The organism is Leucobacter luti, from assembly GCF_004217175.1.
GTDB classification, from domain to species: domain Bacteria; phylum Actinomycetota; class Actinomycetes; order Actinomycetales; family Microbacteriaceae; genus Leucobacter; species Leucobacter luti.
The window spans coordinates 101207-116450 of the sequence record NZ_SHKI01000007.1; the positions used below are offsets into that span (position 1 = coordinate 101207).

10 protein-coding genes are annotated in these 15244 nt (G+C 71.4%); 2 read left to right on the forward strand and 8 right to left on the reverse strand.

Features of this window, described 5'->3' with window-relative positions:
* Positions 1–66: 66 nt before the first annotated feature.
* Positions 67–705 carry a DUF3043 domain-containing protein gene (locus EV139_RS13845; protein ID WP_130455104.1) on the forward strand — a complete coding sequence of 213 codons (639 nt, stop codon included), beginning with the start codon at positions 67–69 and terminating at the stop codon, positions 703–705.
* A gap of 196 nt (positions 706–901) precedes the next feature.
* Here the strand turns inward: EV139_RS13845 and EV139_RS13850 are convergent, their stop codons facing one another.
* The 3 genes from EV139_RS13850 to hisD are packed head-to-tail and all read right to left on the reverse strand — an operon-like array spanning position 902 to position 3765.
* Entirely contained in the window at positions 902–1951 is a 1050-nt protein-coding gene (locus EV139_RS13850) for a quinone-dependent dihydroorotate dehydrogenase (RefSeq protein WP_130455106.1), read from the reverse strand.
* A gap of 6 nt (positions 1952–1957) precedes the next feature.
* Positions 1958–2452, reverse strand: a complete 495-nt coding sequence (nrdR, locus tag EV139_RS13855; RefSeq protein WP_130455108.1) for a transcriptional regulator NrdR — start codon at positions 2450–2452, stop codon at positions 1958–1960.
* Positions 2452–3765, reverse strand: a complete 1314-nt coding sequence (gene hisD / locus EV139_RS13860) for a histidinol dehydrogenase (protein WP_130455110.1) — start codon at positions 3763–3765, stop codon at positions 2452–2454. Before hisD ends, nrdR begins: the two co-directional genes overlap by 1 nt.
* A gap of 130 nt (positions 3766–3895) precedes the next feature.
* On the opposite strand from hisD, the gene EV139_RS13865 reads away from it, so the two are divergent.
* Positions 3896–4648 carry a sulfite exporter TauE/SafE family protein gene (locus EV139_RS13865; RefSeq protein ID WP_130455112.1) on the forward strand — a complete coding sequence of 251 codons (753 nt, stop codon included), beginning with the start codon at positions 3896–3898 and terminating at the stop codon, positions 4646–4648.
* Between the two features lie 21 nt (positions 4649–4669).
* Here EV139_RS13865 and EV139_RS13870 read toward each other — a convergent pair whose 3' ends face one another.
* The 5 genes from EV139_RS13870 to EV139_RS13890 form a co-directional block, all read right to left on the reverse strand.
* On the reverse strand, positions 4670–6232 hold the full coding sequence (locus tag EV139_RS13870) for a DUF7059 domain-containing protein (protein ID WP_130455114.1): 1563 nt from the start codon (positions 6230–6232) through the stop codon (positions 4670–4672).
* Positions 6233–6379: 147 nt separating this feature from the next.
* Positions 6380–7024: an NAD(P)-dependent oxidoreductase gene (locus EV139_RS13875; RefSeq protein WP_130455116.1), complete on the reverse strand. Its 645-nt coding sequence runs from the start codon at positions 7022–7024 to the stop codon at positions 6380–6382.
* 177 nt (positions 7025–7201) lie between these two features.
* Positions 7202–8671: a glutamate synthase subunit beta gene (locus EV139_RS13880; protein WP_130455118.1), complete on the reverse strand. Its 1470-nt coding sequence runs from the start codon at positions 8669–8671 to the stop codon at positions 7202–7204.
* Positions 8664–13289: a glutamate synthase large subunit gene (gltB, locus tag EV139_RS13885; RefSeq protein ID WP_130455120.1), complete on the reverse strand. Its 4626-nt coding sequence runs from the start codon at positions 13287–13289 to the stop codon at positions 8664–8666. Before gltB ends, EV139_RS13880 begins: the two co-directional genes overlap by 8 nt.
* A gap of 1025 nt (positions 13290–14314) precedes the next feature.
* Positions 14315–15076 carry an SDR family oxidoreductase gene (locus EV139_RS13890; protein ID WP_130455122.1) on the reverse strand — a complete coding sequence of 254 codons (762 nt, stop codon included), beginning with the start codon at positions 15074–15076 and terminating at the stop codon, positions 14315–14317.
* Positions 15077–15244: the final 168 nt, after the last annotated feature.

Below are 15244 nucleotides of genomic sequence, written 5' to 3' on the forward strand. Positions count from 1 at the left end.
GATACGCCCATTCTAGCGTCAGCACGGGGAACGCAAGGCCCAGCGACGACACGGTATTCTTGTGGCATGACGCCCGAACGGCGGGCAGACACCGGGCGCGCACAGGCGCACCAGATCGAGAGGACAGGCGTGTCAAAGAAGGACGCCGCGGACGCGGCGGGCACGAACGAGCAGGACACGACCGACCAGCACGTTGGCAAGGGTCACCCCACGCCTTCGCGCAAGCAGGCGCAGGCGGCAAACGCGCGGCCCATCGTTGGTTCGAAGGACAAGACGCTGCAGAAGGAACAGCGGCGGCAGCAGGCGAGCTCGCGCGAGCGCGCACGCATCGGAATGATGGAGGGCGACGAGCGCTACCTCACCGCGCGCGACCGGGGACCGCAGCGCCGCTACGTGCGCGACTACGTAGACTCCCGCTGGAACATCGGCGAGATGCTCATCCCCATGATGCTCGTGGTGCTGGTCATGACCTTCGTCCCCGGCGTGATGCAGGTGGTGAGCCTCATCGTCATCTGGGCGTTCGTCGCCCTCGCGGTGCTCGACGCGTTCTTCCTCGGCGCCAAGCTGAAGCGCCTCCTCGGTGAGAAGTTCGGCGAGGATCGGGTGCAGCCCGGCTTCCGCTGGTACGCGGCAATGCGCGCGTTCCAGTTCCGCCCGCTGCGCATGCCGAAGCCGCAGGTCAAGCGCGGCAACCGCCCCAGCTAGGCACCCGCACGTGCGCCGCAGGCCCGCGATTCGAGAAGGTTCGAATCGCGGGCCTGCGGCGTTTCTGCGGATTCCAGCGCGACCTCCGGGGTCCAGCGCGACCTCCGGGGTCCAGTGCGAACTGCGGGGTGCAGCGCGAACTGCGGGGTGCAGCGCGAACTGCGGGGCCGGTCTGCGCGGCGGGCGCTCCGACCTGCTACGCAGCCGCGTTGCCGCGGAAGCCGGCTCGCACCAGTCCGCGGTTGATTGCCCGGGCCCACAGCGGCCCCTCGTAGATGAACGCGGTGAAGCCCTGCACAAGGGTGGCCCCTGCGAGCAGCCGCTCGTGCACGTCTGCGGCGGTGGTAACTCCCCCGACCGAGATCACGCAAAACTCCGGGTTTGGCTCGGCCCGGCGGATCCGGTGCAGCACATCGAGGGAGCGCACGCGAAGCGGCTCACCCGAGAGGCCACCCGCGCCGGCCTGTTCGACCGATTCGGCGGGCTCCTGCAGCCCGTCCCGCGAGATCGTGGTGTTCGTCGCGATGATCCCGTCGAGCCCCAGGCGAACCGCGAGCGCGACGATCGCGTCAATCTGTTCGTCGGCCATGTCCGGGGCGATCTTGACGAGGAGCGGCGTGCCGAGCGAGGCCGCGCGAACCGCAGCGAGCAGGGGCTCGAGCAGCTCGACCTCCTGCAGACCGCGAAGCCCGGGGGTGTTCGGCGAACTCACGTTCACCGCGAGGTAGTCGGCGATCGGGGCGAGTCGCTGCGCGCTCCAGACGTAGTCGGCGGTCGCGTCGGCGACCTCGGTGACGCGGCTCTTGCCGATGTTCACCCCGATCACTGGCCGGTGCTTCGCGAGCCGGGCGCGCTCGATGCGCGCCACCGCCGCAGCCGATCCGCCGTTATTGAATCCCATCCGGTTGATGAGCGCCCGATCGCCGATGAGTCGATACATGCGGGGCTTCGGGTTGCCGGGCTGCGCGTGTCGCGTGAGCGTGCCCACTTCAACGTGGCCGAAACCGATGTTGCCCAGGCCGGCGATTCCCGTCGCGTTCTTATCGAAGCCTGCCGCGAGTCCGAACGGGCTCGGGAAGTCGATGCCGAGCGCGCGCACGCGGAGCGCGGGGTCGGGGCCGCAGATTCGACGCACCAGCCCCCCGAGCACGGGCGTGGCCTGGATCACCCGGAACGCAAGGTGGTGCGCCGTCTCGGGGTCCATGCGTCGCAGGACGGTCGAAAACAGCAGCGGGTAGAAGCGCATGCGGGGTTACTCCTGTGTGGCGGTCGATGCGGCGGACGAGGGCGTGCCGGGAGCCGCTGGGTGCTCACGCAGCTCTTCGATCGCCGCGTCGAAGTCGGCGAGTGATTCAAATGCCTGGTAGACACTGGCGAAGCGCAGGTACGCCACCTCGTCGAGCTCGCGCAGGTGAGGCAGGATCGCGAGGCCGATCTCGTTCGCGTCGAACTGCGCCACGCCACTCGCGCGCACCGACTCCTCGACCTGCTGCGCCAGCACGGCAAGGTTCGCCTCGGTGACCGGGCGCCCCTGGCAGGCCTTGCGCACCCCGCTCATCACCTTCTCGCGGCTGAACGGCTCAACGACGCCGGAGCGCTTGATCACCGTGAGGCTCGCGGTCTCGGTTGTGGTGAAGCGGCGGCCGCACTCGGGGCACTGGCGGCGGCGCCGGATCGAGAGTCCGTCGTCGGCCGTGCGGGAATCGATGACCCGCGAGTCCGGGTGGCGGCAGAATGGACAGTGCATTAGTGAGTCTCCTCCTCGAACCGAGCGCTCACGGCCTCGCCGTGCGCGGGGAGCCCCTCGGCACCCGCGAGCGCGAGCAGCGGGGCCTCGGCCTCGGCAAGCGCGCTCCGGTCGTAACTGATGATTTGCTGCGGCCGGAGGAACGTGTGGGCCCCGAGCCCCGCGGCGAAGCGGGCGGTCCCCCCGGTGGGCAGCACGTGGTTTGACCCGGCGAGGTAGTCGCCGAGGCTGACGGGCGTGTACCCGCCCACAAACACGGCGCCGGCGTCGGTGATCCCGGCGAGGGTGCCCTCGTCGTCACGCGTCTGGATTTCGAGGTGCTCCGGACCGTAGGCGTTGCTCACGCGCACCGCGTCGGCGAGATCGTCGACGAGGATCACACCCGACTGCGGGCCGGAGAGCGCGGTCGCCACGCGCTCGGCGTGGCGCGTCCGCGGCGCCCGGGCGGCGATCTCGTCGCGCACGCGCTGGGCAAACTCAGCCGAGTCGGTAACGAGTACCGACGCGGCGGCCTCGTCGTGTTCGGCTTGGCTGATCAGGTCGGCGGCGACGAACCGCGGATCGGCAGTGTCGTCTGCGATCACGAGAATCTCAGTGGTGCCGGCCTCCGAGTCGATCCCCACGAGCCCGCTCACCACGCGCTTTGCCGCGGCGACGAACACGTTTCCGGGCCCCGTGACCACGTCGACGGGGTCGAGCGAAATCTCGGGGACGCCGTGCGCGAACGCGGCGATGGCACCCGCTCCCCCGATTGCGTAGACCTCGTCGATGCCGCAGAGCGCTGCGGCCCACAGCACCGCCGGGTGCGGCAGCCCCGCGTTGTCGCGCTGGGCCGGGGAGGCGAGCGCGAGACTCGGCACGCCGGCCGTCTGCGCGGCGACGGCGTTCATGATCACCGAGGAGGGGTACGCCGCCTTCCCGCCGGGCGCGTACAGCCCAACGCGAGACACTGGCTGCCACCGCTGCCGGATCACTGCGCCGGCACCGATCCGCGTCTCCTGCGGGGCGGGGACCTGGGCGGCAGAGCCCTGGCGGAGGCGCACGATGAGCTCCTCGAGCGCCGCCCTTACGTCGGGTGGGCAGGCCGCGAGCGAGTCGGTGATCGCCTCGCTTGGGACGCGGAGCGCGTGCCCGGTGACCCCGTCGAAGTCGGCCGCCTGCTCGCGCAGCGCGGCCTCGCCGCGCGCCGCCACCGCGGCAACGAGCGGGCGCACCCGTTCGACCGCAACGTCGGCGCTGAGCGCCGCGCGCGGAACAAGTTGCAGGAGTTCACTGCGGGAGAGCTCGCGCCCTCGGAGGTCAGTCGTACGCATCACCCCGCCATTCTACCGAGCGTGGCGCGGCAGCCCGCGCGCGTCTGGGAGGATGGACAGCAAGCTCAGACGAAAGGCAGCAGATGCGCGGCCGGCACGACCACTCCACTCCGACACCCGGGGGCGCGCAGTGACCGTTCTCATGGCGGCCCTGATCATCGGACTCATCGTGGTCGGCGCCGCAGCGCAGCGGATGGCCGGTCTCGGCTTCGCGCTCCTCGTCGCGCCCTTCATGACGCTGCTTCTGGGCGCGCACTCCGGGGTCTTGCTGGTCAACGTCCTCGGCGTGATCTCGAGCGCGCTGATCCTGCCGCGCGTGTGGCGGTCAATCGACTGGGGGATGTTCCGCTGGCTCGGCGCGTTTGCCGTGCTCGGCTCGGTGCTCGGCGCCTGGCTCGCGACGCTGTTCTCCGCCGCGGTCATGGCGGTGTTCGTCGGCGCGATCGTGATGGTCGCGCTCGGCGCATCGCTCGCGATCTCTGGCAACCGCTTCACCACTGAGCCGAAAGCACCGCGGGCGGCAGCGGGCTTCCTCTCCGGGCTCACGAACGCGCTCGCCGGGGTGGGCGGGCCCGCGATCAGCGCCTACGCGGTGCTCACCCGCTGGCCGCAGGCAACCTTCGCCGCGACGCTGCAGCCGTATTTCATCCTGACCGGGGGCACCTCGGTCGCAGCGAAGCTGATGCTCGATCCCGGTGGACTCCCGCAGACCGACTGGTGGTTCTGGATCGCCGTGCTGCTCGCGGTGCTCGGCGGCATCGCCGCGGGCGAGCGGCTGCTCCGGCTGGTCACTCCGACGCAGGTGCGGCGTTTCGTGATCATCCTCGCCTTTGCCGGCGCTGCGGCCTCGCTCCTCCGCGGCCTCTTCGATCTCTTCGCCTAGCGTCCTGGGCCGCGTGCGTCACTACGCGCGCGGCGCACCCGGGGACAGCATTCCCAGCCAGGCGAGCTCGCGCGCGCCGGCGATCACTGCCTCGCGCGCGGCCGCGGCGTCGACGTCGAGCAGCGTCGCGAGTGCGTCGGCAATCTGACCGAGCGTCAGGTCACCGTCGCTCGCGCCGACTGCCGCGGCAAGCAGCGGATCGGCGGCGACGCGGCGCGCGATCGGACGATCGGTGAGCAGCGTCAGCGCGCTCGGAGACTCGTGTCCCGGCTCGTGGATGCGCTCCTCGGTCACCGCGGGCGACACGATCCAGTGGGTGGCGAGCACCTCGGCGTCAGACATTCGCGCGGCGGTCGCCCCGGCGGCAAACGCGGCCTCGAGGTCGCGGCCGAGTCCCGCCGCGCTCAGCGAGCCGGTCGCCTGTTCCACGTGCACCACCGACGGGGGTGCCGGATCCGTCGTCTCGGGCTCGCGCCGGATCCGGATCGCGCCCAGGCCGATGCCGATCACGCGGCGCTCACTGAAGTCGTCGAGCCAGGCGCTGAGTAGCTCAGTGAAGGCGGCCGTGCCGGGCCGGGCGCCGCCGTCGCGCACCCAGGTCTCGGCGTACTGCGCCGGGCTCACGCGGTCGCGCTCGATCACCCACGCGGTCAGCGGTCCGGCCACGCCGGCAGCGATCCAGTCGTGCACCCGCCCAAGCCCGTTGCCGCCCCACGGTGTCTCCCAGTTAGCGAGGCACAGCATCGTACCACCGGGCACGAGCAGCGCCGGGCCGTCGCGCACCACGGCCGCCGCGAGCGCGTCGCCCACGAGCCCGCCGTCCCGGTACTCGTAGATGGGCCCGTCGCCGGCGCGCGGCGTGATCACGAACGGCGGGTTCGAAAGAATCAGATCAAAGCGGTCCGCGTGCACCGGCGCGAAGAGGTCGCCGCGCCGAAACTCGATCGCGTGGTCGAGCGTGTTGAGGACCGCGTTGGCGGCGGCGAGTTCGAGCGCGCGCTCCGAGATGTCGGTGGCGATCACTCGGCCACCGCGCAGCGCAAGATGGAGCGCGACGATGCCGCACCCGGTTCCGAGATCGAGCGAGAGGGCCACGTCGCCGGGCGGCGCCTGCGCGATCAGCGAGCGTGTGGCGCCCCCGACCCCCATCACGTGGTCTGGACGGGCCGGACCGCGCCTGAGCTGGTCGTCGAGATCCGAGAGCAGCCACCAGTCAACCGGCTCGTCGCTTCGAGAGTCGGCGATCGCGACCGGGTTCAGTGAGAGCGCCGCGCGCAGTGCGTCCGTAGACGCCTCCCCGGGCTCCGCGGCGACGAGCCCGAGCTCACGCGCGCCGGCCGCGCCGAGAGCCGGCAGCGCGGCGTCGAGCTCAGCTGCCGTCACCGCCGCCCCAAGCAGAAACAGGCGCACGAGCAAGGCGAGCGCGGAGCCGTCGCGCTCCGCGAGCGCCCGCTCGGCTGGCACGAACACGCCGCGCAACCGCGCGGCGTCGGCCCCGTCGCCGAGCAACCCGCTTACGGTGGCGGCGCGGTAGTCGGCGGCGGCGAGGTCGGCGCGCAAGCGAAGCAGAAGTGCGGTGTCCATCCCTCTAGGGTAGGGCTCGCGCTCGACAACTTCGATCACCATTCCGCGCCGCGAGTGCGACGCGGGCACCGCGAGCGCCACGAGCGCGCGGTACCCGCGGTGGGGAGCACCGCGACCGCGCGCTCGCTCGGGCCGCCGAAGCGCCCGCTAGTAGGCGACCGTGAAACGCGTGCGGTGGTGTGCCGGAGTCTCGATCTCGTCGGCGATCGCCACCCCGAAATCGGCTCCCGAGATTGCCGACTCGCCCGACGCGTCAGTGAGCAGCACGTCACCGCCGACCCGGTACTCCCCCGTGTACTCGCCCGCCGCCCACGGGCCAAACCCGCCGGCCGGGCTCACGAAGAACCAGTCGAGACTCTCCGGCGTTGTGCGGAGATCCTCGAGCACCTCGCCCATCTCGGCGGCTTCGGCCTTGATCTCGTCGGGGAAGCCGGGACCGTTCATCACGAGGTCGCCGCCCTCCTCCTGCAGCAGCGAGCCCGCGCCGCCGATCACGCCGAGCCGCACGCCTGCGGCATCCGCCTCGGCCGCGAGCTCGGCGATTGCCGGCCGCACTTTGCCAGCCATATCGCCGCGCGGCGACAGCGCGACGATCACCACATCGGCACCGTCGAGCGCGCGCGCACGGTCGGCCGGGTCGAGCGCCGACCCGCGCAGGTACTTCACGCCGGACTGCTGCTGGGCAACCTCGCCGCGGCTCACGCTCGTCACGTTGAACCCGCGAACCGCCGCCGCCTCGGCGATGTGCGATCCTGCATAGCCGCTGCCGCCGATGATCGTCACTGTCGTCATGCTGTATCCCTTCGTCGCGTGGTCGCTCGGGCGGTGCGGCTGAGCCGCGACCGCTGGCAACCCTCCCCCGGAAAAACCCGGGTCACTCACACCCTATTCCCCGAACGTGAGCTGGGCGACGACGCCGAGCTGCGCCGTTCCCCGCGGCAACGGCGCGGCAGCGGCGCAGCAGCGCGGTTACGTGAACGCGCGATCCTTCGCCGTCACCGGGCTCGGGAGCACCGTGTCGCCGGTGAGGTAGCGGTCGACGGCCGCGGCCGCGGCGCGCCCCTCGGCAATCGCCCACACAATCAGCGACTGCCCCCGTCCCGCGTCGCCCGCGACGAACACGCCGGGCAGCGCGCTTGAGAAATCGGCTGCGCGATCGAAGCTGCCGCGCGCGTCGCGTTCAAGGGTGAGACCCGGATCGACGATGGGCTCCGGGCCGGTGAACCCCATCGCGATGAGCACGAGATCTGCATCGATGAGCTCCTCGGTGCCGGGAATTGGCGCACGACCGGCCTCCGTGAATCCGGTCTCGGCAACCCGCAGCGCCGCGATCGCCGGGGCACCGGACGGGCCGGCCGCCTCGCCAGCGACGAACTCGACGGTCGCTGCGCGGAAGCGGCGCTCGCCGCCCTCCTCGTGCGAGCTCGTGAGCTCGAACAGGGTGGGGTGCACCGGCCACGGCTGCGCGTCGCTGCGCGTCTCGCCCGGCTGCTTGCCGATCGCGAGGTTGGTCACCGAGCGGGCGCCCTGGCGGTGAGCCGTGCCCACGCAGTCGGCGCCGGTGTCGCCGCCGCCGATCACGATCACGTGCTTGCCGGCCGCGTCGAAGGGAGTCTCGGTGAGCGCGCCAGACTGCACCCGGTTCGCCGCCGTGAGGTAGTCCATCGCGTGCAGCACACCGTCCAGCTCGCGGCCCGGGAGCGCCAGCTCGCGCGGCACGGTCGCGCCGGTCGCCACCACCACGGCGTCGAAGCGGCGGCGCAGCTCACCCCAGCTCATGTCGCGGCCGATCTCGATCCCGCACCTGAACCTGGTGCCCTCGGCCTTCAGCTGCTCGATGCGGCGCTCCACGAGGGCCTTCTCAAGCTTGAAGTCCGGGATCCCGAAGCGGAGCAGGCCGCCGGGCGTCTCGTCGCGCTCGTACACCGCCACCGTGTGGCCGGCCCGTGTCAGCTGCTGCGCGGCGGCGAGCCCGGCGGGCCCGGAACCGACCACCGCGACCGTCTTGCCAGACAGGCGGGCCGGCGGCTGCGGCTCAACCCAGCCACGCGCGAACGCCTCGTCGATGATGCTGTTCTCGATCTGCTTAATCGTCACGGCGGGCTGATTGATGCTCAGCACGCAGGCTGACTCGCAGGGCGCCGGGCAGGCACGGCCGGTGAACTCCGGGAAGTTGTTCGTCTCGTGCAGCCGATCCGCCGCCTCACGGCCGCGCTCACGGTACACGAGGTCGTTCCACTCCGGGATGAGGTTGCCGAGCGGGCAGCCCTGGTGGCAGAACGCCACGCCGCAGTCCATGCAGCGCGACGCCTGGCGCGCCACGACCGTCGGGTTCGCCGGGTCGACCACCTCGCGCCAGTCCTGCAGTCGCAGCGCGACCGGCCGCTTCGTGGCGAGCTCGCGCTCGCGAACGGTGAGGAATCCGTGTGTATCAGCCATGGGTGGCCTCCAAGATCTCAGTCCAGACCCGATCACCGTCGGGGTCTACGCCCTGCGCGTGCGCCCGCTCACGGATCTCAAGGACCCGGGAGTAGCCGCGCGGGATCAAACGGGTGAAGCGCGCAAAGAGGCGCTCGGGATCGGCCGCGAGCTCTGCGAGCAGCGTGGCCGCGAGTTCGGAACCGGTCTGCTCGGCGTGGCGCTGCAGCAGTGTGCGGATCCGCGCGCGCAGCTCATCGGCGTCACCGGCGGGCACCGGATCGGCGTCGCCCGGCCCACCCGCACCGCCGAGTCGCTGCAGCAGCAGCGCCCCGGACGCGCGCTCCGCCGCGTTGACGTTCGCGGGGTCGAGGTCGAGGATCACCGCCTCACCCCCGGACATGCCGGCGCCGATGTTGCGGCCGGTGGCACCGAGGATGAGCGCGAAACCGCCCGTGAAGTACTCGAGCGCGTGGTCCCCCGTGCCCTCAACCACCGCCGTCGCGCCGGAGCCGCGCACCAGGAATCGCTCGCCCACGACCCCGGCAATCCACAGCTCGCCGGCCGTCGCGCCGTAGCCGATCACGTTGCCGGCGATCACGTTGCCCGCCGCCGCGTGCCCGGCGCGCGGGTGCGGGCGGATCGAGATCTCGCCGCCGGAGAGGCCCTTCCCCACGTAGTCGTTCGCGTCGCCCACGAGCCGAAGCGAGATCCCGGCCGGGAGGAAAGCGCCGAGCGACTGACCGGCCGAGCCGGTGAGCGTCACGTCGATCGTGCCCGGCGCGAGCCCCGCCGCGCCGTGGCGCTTCGTGGTCTCGTGCCCCAGCATCGTGCCGACCGCGCGGTCGACGTTGCGGATCGGCAGGTCGATGACCACCGGCTCCCGCGCGTCGAGCGCGTCCGCGGCCATGTCGATCAGCTGCACGTCGAAGTGCGCGCCAAGCTCGTGGTCCTGCTCCCGGCCGTGCCGGCGAGGCTCGTCCGCGGCGAACTCGGGGCCGCGCAGCACGGGGGTGAGATCGAGGCCCGCAGCCTTCCAGTGCGTGATCGCGTCGGCGACGTCGAGCGCGCTCGTGTCGCCCACCGCCTCGGCGATCGAGCGGTACCCGAGCCCGGCGAGGATCTCGCGCACCTCCTCGGCGATGAAGCGGAAGAAGTTCACCACGTGCGCGGCCTGCCCGGTGAAGCGCTCCCGCAGCTCCGGGTTCTGGGTCGCGACCCCGACAGGGCAGGTGTCGAGGTGGCACACCCGCATCATGATGCAGCCGGAGACCACGAGCGGCGCTGTTGCGAAGCCGAACTCCTCGGCGCCGAGCAGCGCGGCGATCACCACGTCGCGGCCGGTCTTGAGCTGCCCGTCCGCCTGGAGCACTACTCGCTCGCGCAGCCCGTTGAGCATCAGCGTCTGCTGGGCCTCGGCGAGGCCGAGCTCCCACGGGGAGCCGGCGTGCTTCAGCGAGTTCATCGGGCTCGCACCGGTGCCACCATCGTGGCCCGAGATCAGGATCACGTCGGAGAGCGCCTTCGCGACGCCCGCCGCGACCGGGCCGATCCCGCTCTGCGCCACCAGCTTCGTGGAGATCCGGGCCGCGGGGTTTGCGCGCTTCAGATCGAAGATGAGCTGCTTCAGATCCTCGATCGAGTAGATGTCGTGGTGCGGCGGCGGCGAGATGAGGCCCACGCCGGGGGTCGCGTGGCGGGTGCGCGCGATCCACGGGTACATCTTCGTGGGCGGCAGCTGACCGCCCTCGCCCGGCTTCGCGCCCTGCGCGAGCTTGATCTGAATCTCGTCGGCGCTCGTGAGGTAGAGGCTGGTCACGCCGAAACGGCCGGACGCCACCTGCTTGATCGCGCTGCGCCGCGCCGGGTCGAGCAGGCGCTCCTCGCTCTCGCCGCCCTCGCCCGTGTTCGAGCGGCCGCCGAGCTGATTCATCGCGATTGCGAGCGTCTCGTGCGCCTCGGGCGAGATCGAGCCGTAGCTCATCGCCCCGGTCGCGAAGCGGCGCACGATCTCCGACACCGGTTCGACCTCGCCGAGCGGCACGGCCGGGCGCTGCGGGGCGAAGCTGAACAGGCCGCGCAGCGTCATCAGCCGCTCCTGCTGCTCGTTCACGCGCGCCGTGTACTCGGAGAAGATCTCGCGGCGGCCCGTGCGCGTGGCGTGCTGCAGCTTGTAGATCGTCTGCGGGTCGAACAGGTGCGGCTCCTCCCCGCGCCGCCAGCGGTACTCGCCGCCGGTCTCGAGCCGCTTGTGGGCGAGCGCGGCCGGGTCGTCCGGGTACGCGGCGCGGTGCCGGGCGGCGACCTCGGCGGCGAGCACGTCGAGGCCCACGCCGCCGAGCCGCGAGGCGGTCCCGGTGAAGTAGCGGTCAACGAGCGGCTGCGCGAGCCCGATCGCCTCAAACGTCTGCGCGCCGCTGTACGACGCGACCGTCGAGATCCCCATCTTGCTCATCACCTTGAGCATGCCCTTGCCGAGCGCCTTGATGAGCCGGGCGATCGCCTCGGTCTCGGTGATGCCCGGGATCGAGCCGTCGCGCACCAGCAGACTCACCGTCTCCATGGCAAGGTACGGGTTCACTGCCGCGGCACCGTAGCCGATGAGCGCCGCCACGTGGTGCACCTCGCGCACATCGCCGGACTCGGCGATCAGCGCCACGCGCATCCGCAGGCCCTCACGGATCAGGTGGTGGTGCACCGCCGACACCGCGAGCAGTGACGGCACGGGGGCGAGGTCCTTGTTCGAGTCGCGGTCGGAGATGATGATGAACTCGGCGCCGGCCTCGATCGCCGCGCTCGCTTCGTTGCACATCGCCTCGAGCCGATCCGCGAGGCCCTTCGCCTCGAAGTCAACGGGGTACAGGCCGCGGATCGTCACCGCGCGCTCCCGCAGCGGGTCGTCCCCGAAGTGCTGGATCCGCGCGAGCGCGTCGTTGTCGATCACCGGGAAATCGAGGATCACCTGGCGCGCGTGCGCCGCCGACTGCGTGAGCAGGTTCTCCTGCGGCCCCATGCCGGCGCGCAGGCTCGTCACGAGTTCCTCGCGCAGCGCGTCGAGCGGCGGGTTCGTCACCTGCGCGAACTGCTGCACAAAGTAGTCGTGCAGGTGGCGCGGCTTCTCCGACAGCGCGGCGATCGGCGTGTCGGTCCCCATCGCCGCGAGCGGCTCGATGCCGTCGCGGGCCATGGGGGTGAGCACGAGGCGCAGCTCCTCCTCCGTGTACCCGAAGGTGCGCTGCCGGCGGTTGATCGACGCCGGCGGGTGCACCAGGTGCTCGCGCTCGGGCTGCTCGGACAGGCGGATCCGGCCCTGTTCCAGCCACTCGCCCCACGGCGCGCTCTCGGCGAGCTCGCGCTTCACCGCCTCGTCATCGCGGATCTCCCCCGTGGCGAGGTTTACCGCGAGCATGCGACCCGGCTGCAAGCGGCCGCGGTGGGCGACCCGCTCGGGCGCCACGTCGAGCACGCCGGTCTCGCTCGCGATCACGAGCAGCCCGTCGGTGGTCACCAGGTAGCGCCCGGGACGCAGGCCATTGCGGTCGAGCAGGGCAACGAGCTCGCTGCCGTCCGTCGCGATCATCGCGGCCGGACCGTCCCACGGCTCCATGAGCAGGGAGTGGTACTCGAGGAAGTCGACGAGCTCCAGGGCGAGCCCCGTCTCGGACTCCCACGCCTCCGGCACCATCATTGAGAGCGCGTGCGGCAGGGTGCGCCCGGCCATCACCAGCAGCTCAAGCACCTCGTCGAAGCTTGCCGAGTCGCTGCCGCCGTCCGAGCAGATGGGCAGCAGCTGACGCACGTCGCCAAGGGCCTCGGATTCGAGCTGGGCCTCCCGGGCCCGCATCCAGTTGCGGTTGCCCCGAACCGTGTTGATCTCGCCGTTGTGCGCGACCATGCGCAGCGGCTGGGCAAGGTGCCACGAGGGGAACGTGTTCGTCGAGTAGCGGGAGTGCACGATCGCGAAGCGCGAGGCGAAGCGCTCATCGCTGAGCTCCGGGTAGAAGCCCGGCAGCTGCAGCGTGGTGACCATGCCCTTGTACACGATCGTGCGCGCCGAGAACGACGGCAGGTAGCAGCCGGTCTCGTGCTGGATACGCTTGCGCGTGCGGAATGCGCGGCGCTCAAGGAGGTCGGTGTGGAGCGCCGTGCCGGTCGCGGGGACCACGATCAGCTGCTCGATCACCGGGGCCGCGTCGCGCGCGCTGCCGCCCAGCACGTCGGGCCGCACCGCGACCGCGCGCCAGGTAAGCACCGCGAGCCCCTCCTCCGCAGCAATCGCCGCGATCCGGTACTTCACGGCCTGGCGCTCGGTCGAGGCGCGCGGCAGGAACGCGAGCCCGGCCGCGTAGCCGCCGAGCGGGGGCAGCGTGAGCGCCGGCTCGTGGGCCGCGAGCTCGCCGCGGATGAACTCGTCCGGCAGATCGCTCAGGATCCCCGCGCCGTCGCCGGTCCCGGCGTCCGATCCGATTGCCCCGCGATGCTCGAGGTTCTCCAGCGCCTCGAGCGCGAGCCGCACGATGTCGTGGCTCGGCTCCCCCGTCAGGGACACCACCGAGGCGAGCCCGCACGCGTCACGCTCGGTGGCCGGATCGTAGAGACCTGCTGCAGTTGGGGCTCCGGATGGGCTACGTGCAATCATCTGGGGTCCTCACTGTCGATAGACCCCGAATCTACCACTCGTTTATTCGGTCAAACGAATCGCACAGCGCACTTTATACACGCAATTCGTAACATGCCGCAGTAAAACCGAATATCGTGCGGTGCTGGATCACGTTCACCGAACAGGACATCGCCGCGTAACGCGATCGAAACACAGTCGTCGCCGCCGCGAAACCGGGCCCGGCGGGGCCCCCGCCGCTGCCGTTTCCGATAGTCGAAACGCGCCCGCCCCGCCGCTCAACTATCGAACGCCGCTCGGGGTTCGGGGGTGGTGGACTCGGGTTGAGGGTGGGGTGGGGTGGCGACGCGTGGCGCGTGGCGCGTGGTGCCTGGGGCTTGGCGCGGGGCGTACGCTCGCAGATCCGACCCCTCCGCCCAGATCCGACCCTCCAGCGCAGATCCGCCCCCTCCACCCAGATCCGACCCTCCAGCGCAGATCCGTCCCCTCCACCCAGATCCAACCCGGGGCCGCAGATCCGACCCGCGACCGCAGACTCGACCCTTGGACCCAGATCCGACCCGTGACCGCAGAGCCGCCTCGCCGATCCGGACCCGGCACTTCCACCACCACCCGCCGCCCAGGCCCCACCACCCGCAAATCCGCCCCTGTGCCGCAGATCCGACCCGCTCCACGCGGCCTTATTGCCGAGCAACCGGGTCGGATCTGGGTGGAGGGGTCGGATCTGGACTGCAGGCGCGGAGCTGCGCCGCTGGCGAGCTGCGACCTGGGAGGCTCCCGCCTCGGGCCGGGCAGGCGACCCAGCTGCACCGGGCGGGGTGCGGGCAGCGCCAGCGTCAGGCCCCCGCACGCCGCACCAACGCAAAACCGACCCGCTCCCACAGATCCGCCCCTGTTGACGGCCGATGTGAGGCCGACGAGCGGGTCGGATGTGGAGAAACGGGTCGGTTTTGCGGAGGCGGGAGGGCCGCCAGCGCAGCAGCCGGGCCGCCAGCGCAGCGCAGCGCCGCTGCGGCGCCAGCGCCGCCAGCGCCGCCAGCCGCCGGCTAGGCGCCGAAGCTGGTGGTGTCTCCCACGAGGCGCGTGTGGTCCGCGGGGACCGGCTCGACCGCCGCGCGCGCAACCTCGGCCGCGAACTCGGCGACGTTGTAGAGACGCCCGGCCTGCTCGCGGCGCTCCTCGATCGCGCCCGGGTTCATCCGGTTCAGCAGCGTCGCGGTGACGGTGCCCTCGATCATGTCGCCGGACACGACGACGAACTCGATGCCGCGCTCGGCGAGCTCGGGGATCCGCTCGCGCAGCGCGTCTTCGCCGGCACGCTTCGACAGCGCAACCGGCTCGTACTCGGGCATGGTCGGCGTGGTGCGAATGAAGTGCGCCTGGTGGCTCGTCACGAAGACCACGCGGCTGCCCTCCCCCATGAGCGGCAGCGCCGCCTCGAGGACCGAGAGCTGGGCGTCGCGGTTGAGCTGCAGCGCGTAGTCCTCAGCCATGCCGCCCTCCATGCCGCCCGAGGCGTTGAGCACGAGGATGTCGAGCCCGCCGAACGCGGCCTTGATCTCGGCCATCATCGCGGCGACCGACTCGGGATCGGTGAGGTCTGCGCCCTGCACGAGCGCGCGAACGCCCAGCTCCTGAAGCTGGGCCGCAAGCTTCTCGGCGCGCGGCGCCTTGTTGCGGAAGTTGACGACCACGTCGGCCCCGGCCTCCGCGAAGTACCGCACGGTGTCGGCGCCAACGCCCCGAGACGATCCGGTTACAAGCGCGCGTCGGCCAGACAGACTGTCCGGCTCAAGAATCTGTGTCACTGGTGCTCCTCACATCGACGAAGTGAACTCCCTCAAGGGTAGTGGAGGCACGCACCCCCTCCGACATGCGGCCCAGCGCGCCGAGCAGTGACGCCCGGAGCGAACGAGGGGTATCGGAACCGGGTCGGGAGCCGATACGCTGGCGGCAACGGTAGGGGCTCGTCCGAA

Coding starts and splice junctions, on each gene's coding strand:
- EV139_RS13845 (WP_130455104.1), top strand. CDS start 67: ATGACGCCCGAACGGCGGGCAGACACCGGGCGCGCACAGGCGCACCAG.
- EV139_RS13850 (WP_130455106.1), bottom strand. CDS start 1,951: ATGCGCTTCTACCCGCTGCTGTTTTCGACCGTCCTGCGACGCATGGAC.
- nrdR (WP_130455108.1), bottom strand. CDS start 2,452: ATGCACTGTCCATTCTGCCGCCACCCGGACTCGCGGGTCATCGATTCC.
- hisD (WP_130455110.1), bottom strand. CDS start 3,765: ATGCGTACGACTGACCTCCGAGGGCGCGAGCTCTCCCGCAGTGAACTC.
- EV139_RS13870 (WP_130455114.1), bottom strand. CDS start 6,232: ATGGACACCGCACTTCTGCTTCGCTTGCGCGCCGACCTCGCCGCCGCC.
- EV139_RS13875 (WP_130455116.1), bottom strand. CDS start 7,024: ATGACGACAGTGACGATCATCGGCGGCAGCGGCTATGCAGGATCGCAC.
- EV139_RS13880 (WP_130455118.1), bottom strand. CDS start 8,671: ATGGCTGATACACACGGATTCCTCACCGTTCGCGAGCGCGAGCTCGCC.
- gltB (WP_130455120.1), bottom strand. CDS start 13,289: ATGATTGCACGTAGCCCATCCGGAGCCCCAACTGCAGCAGGTCTCTAC.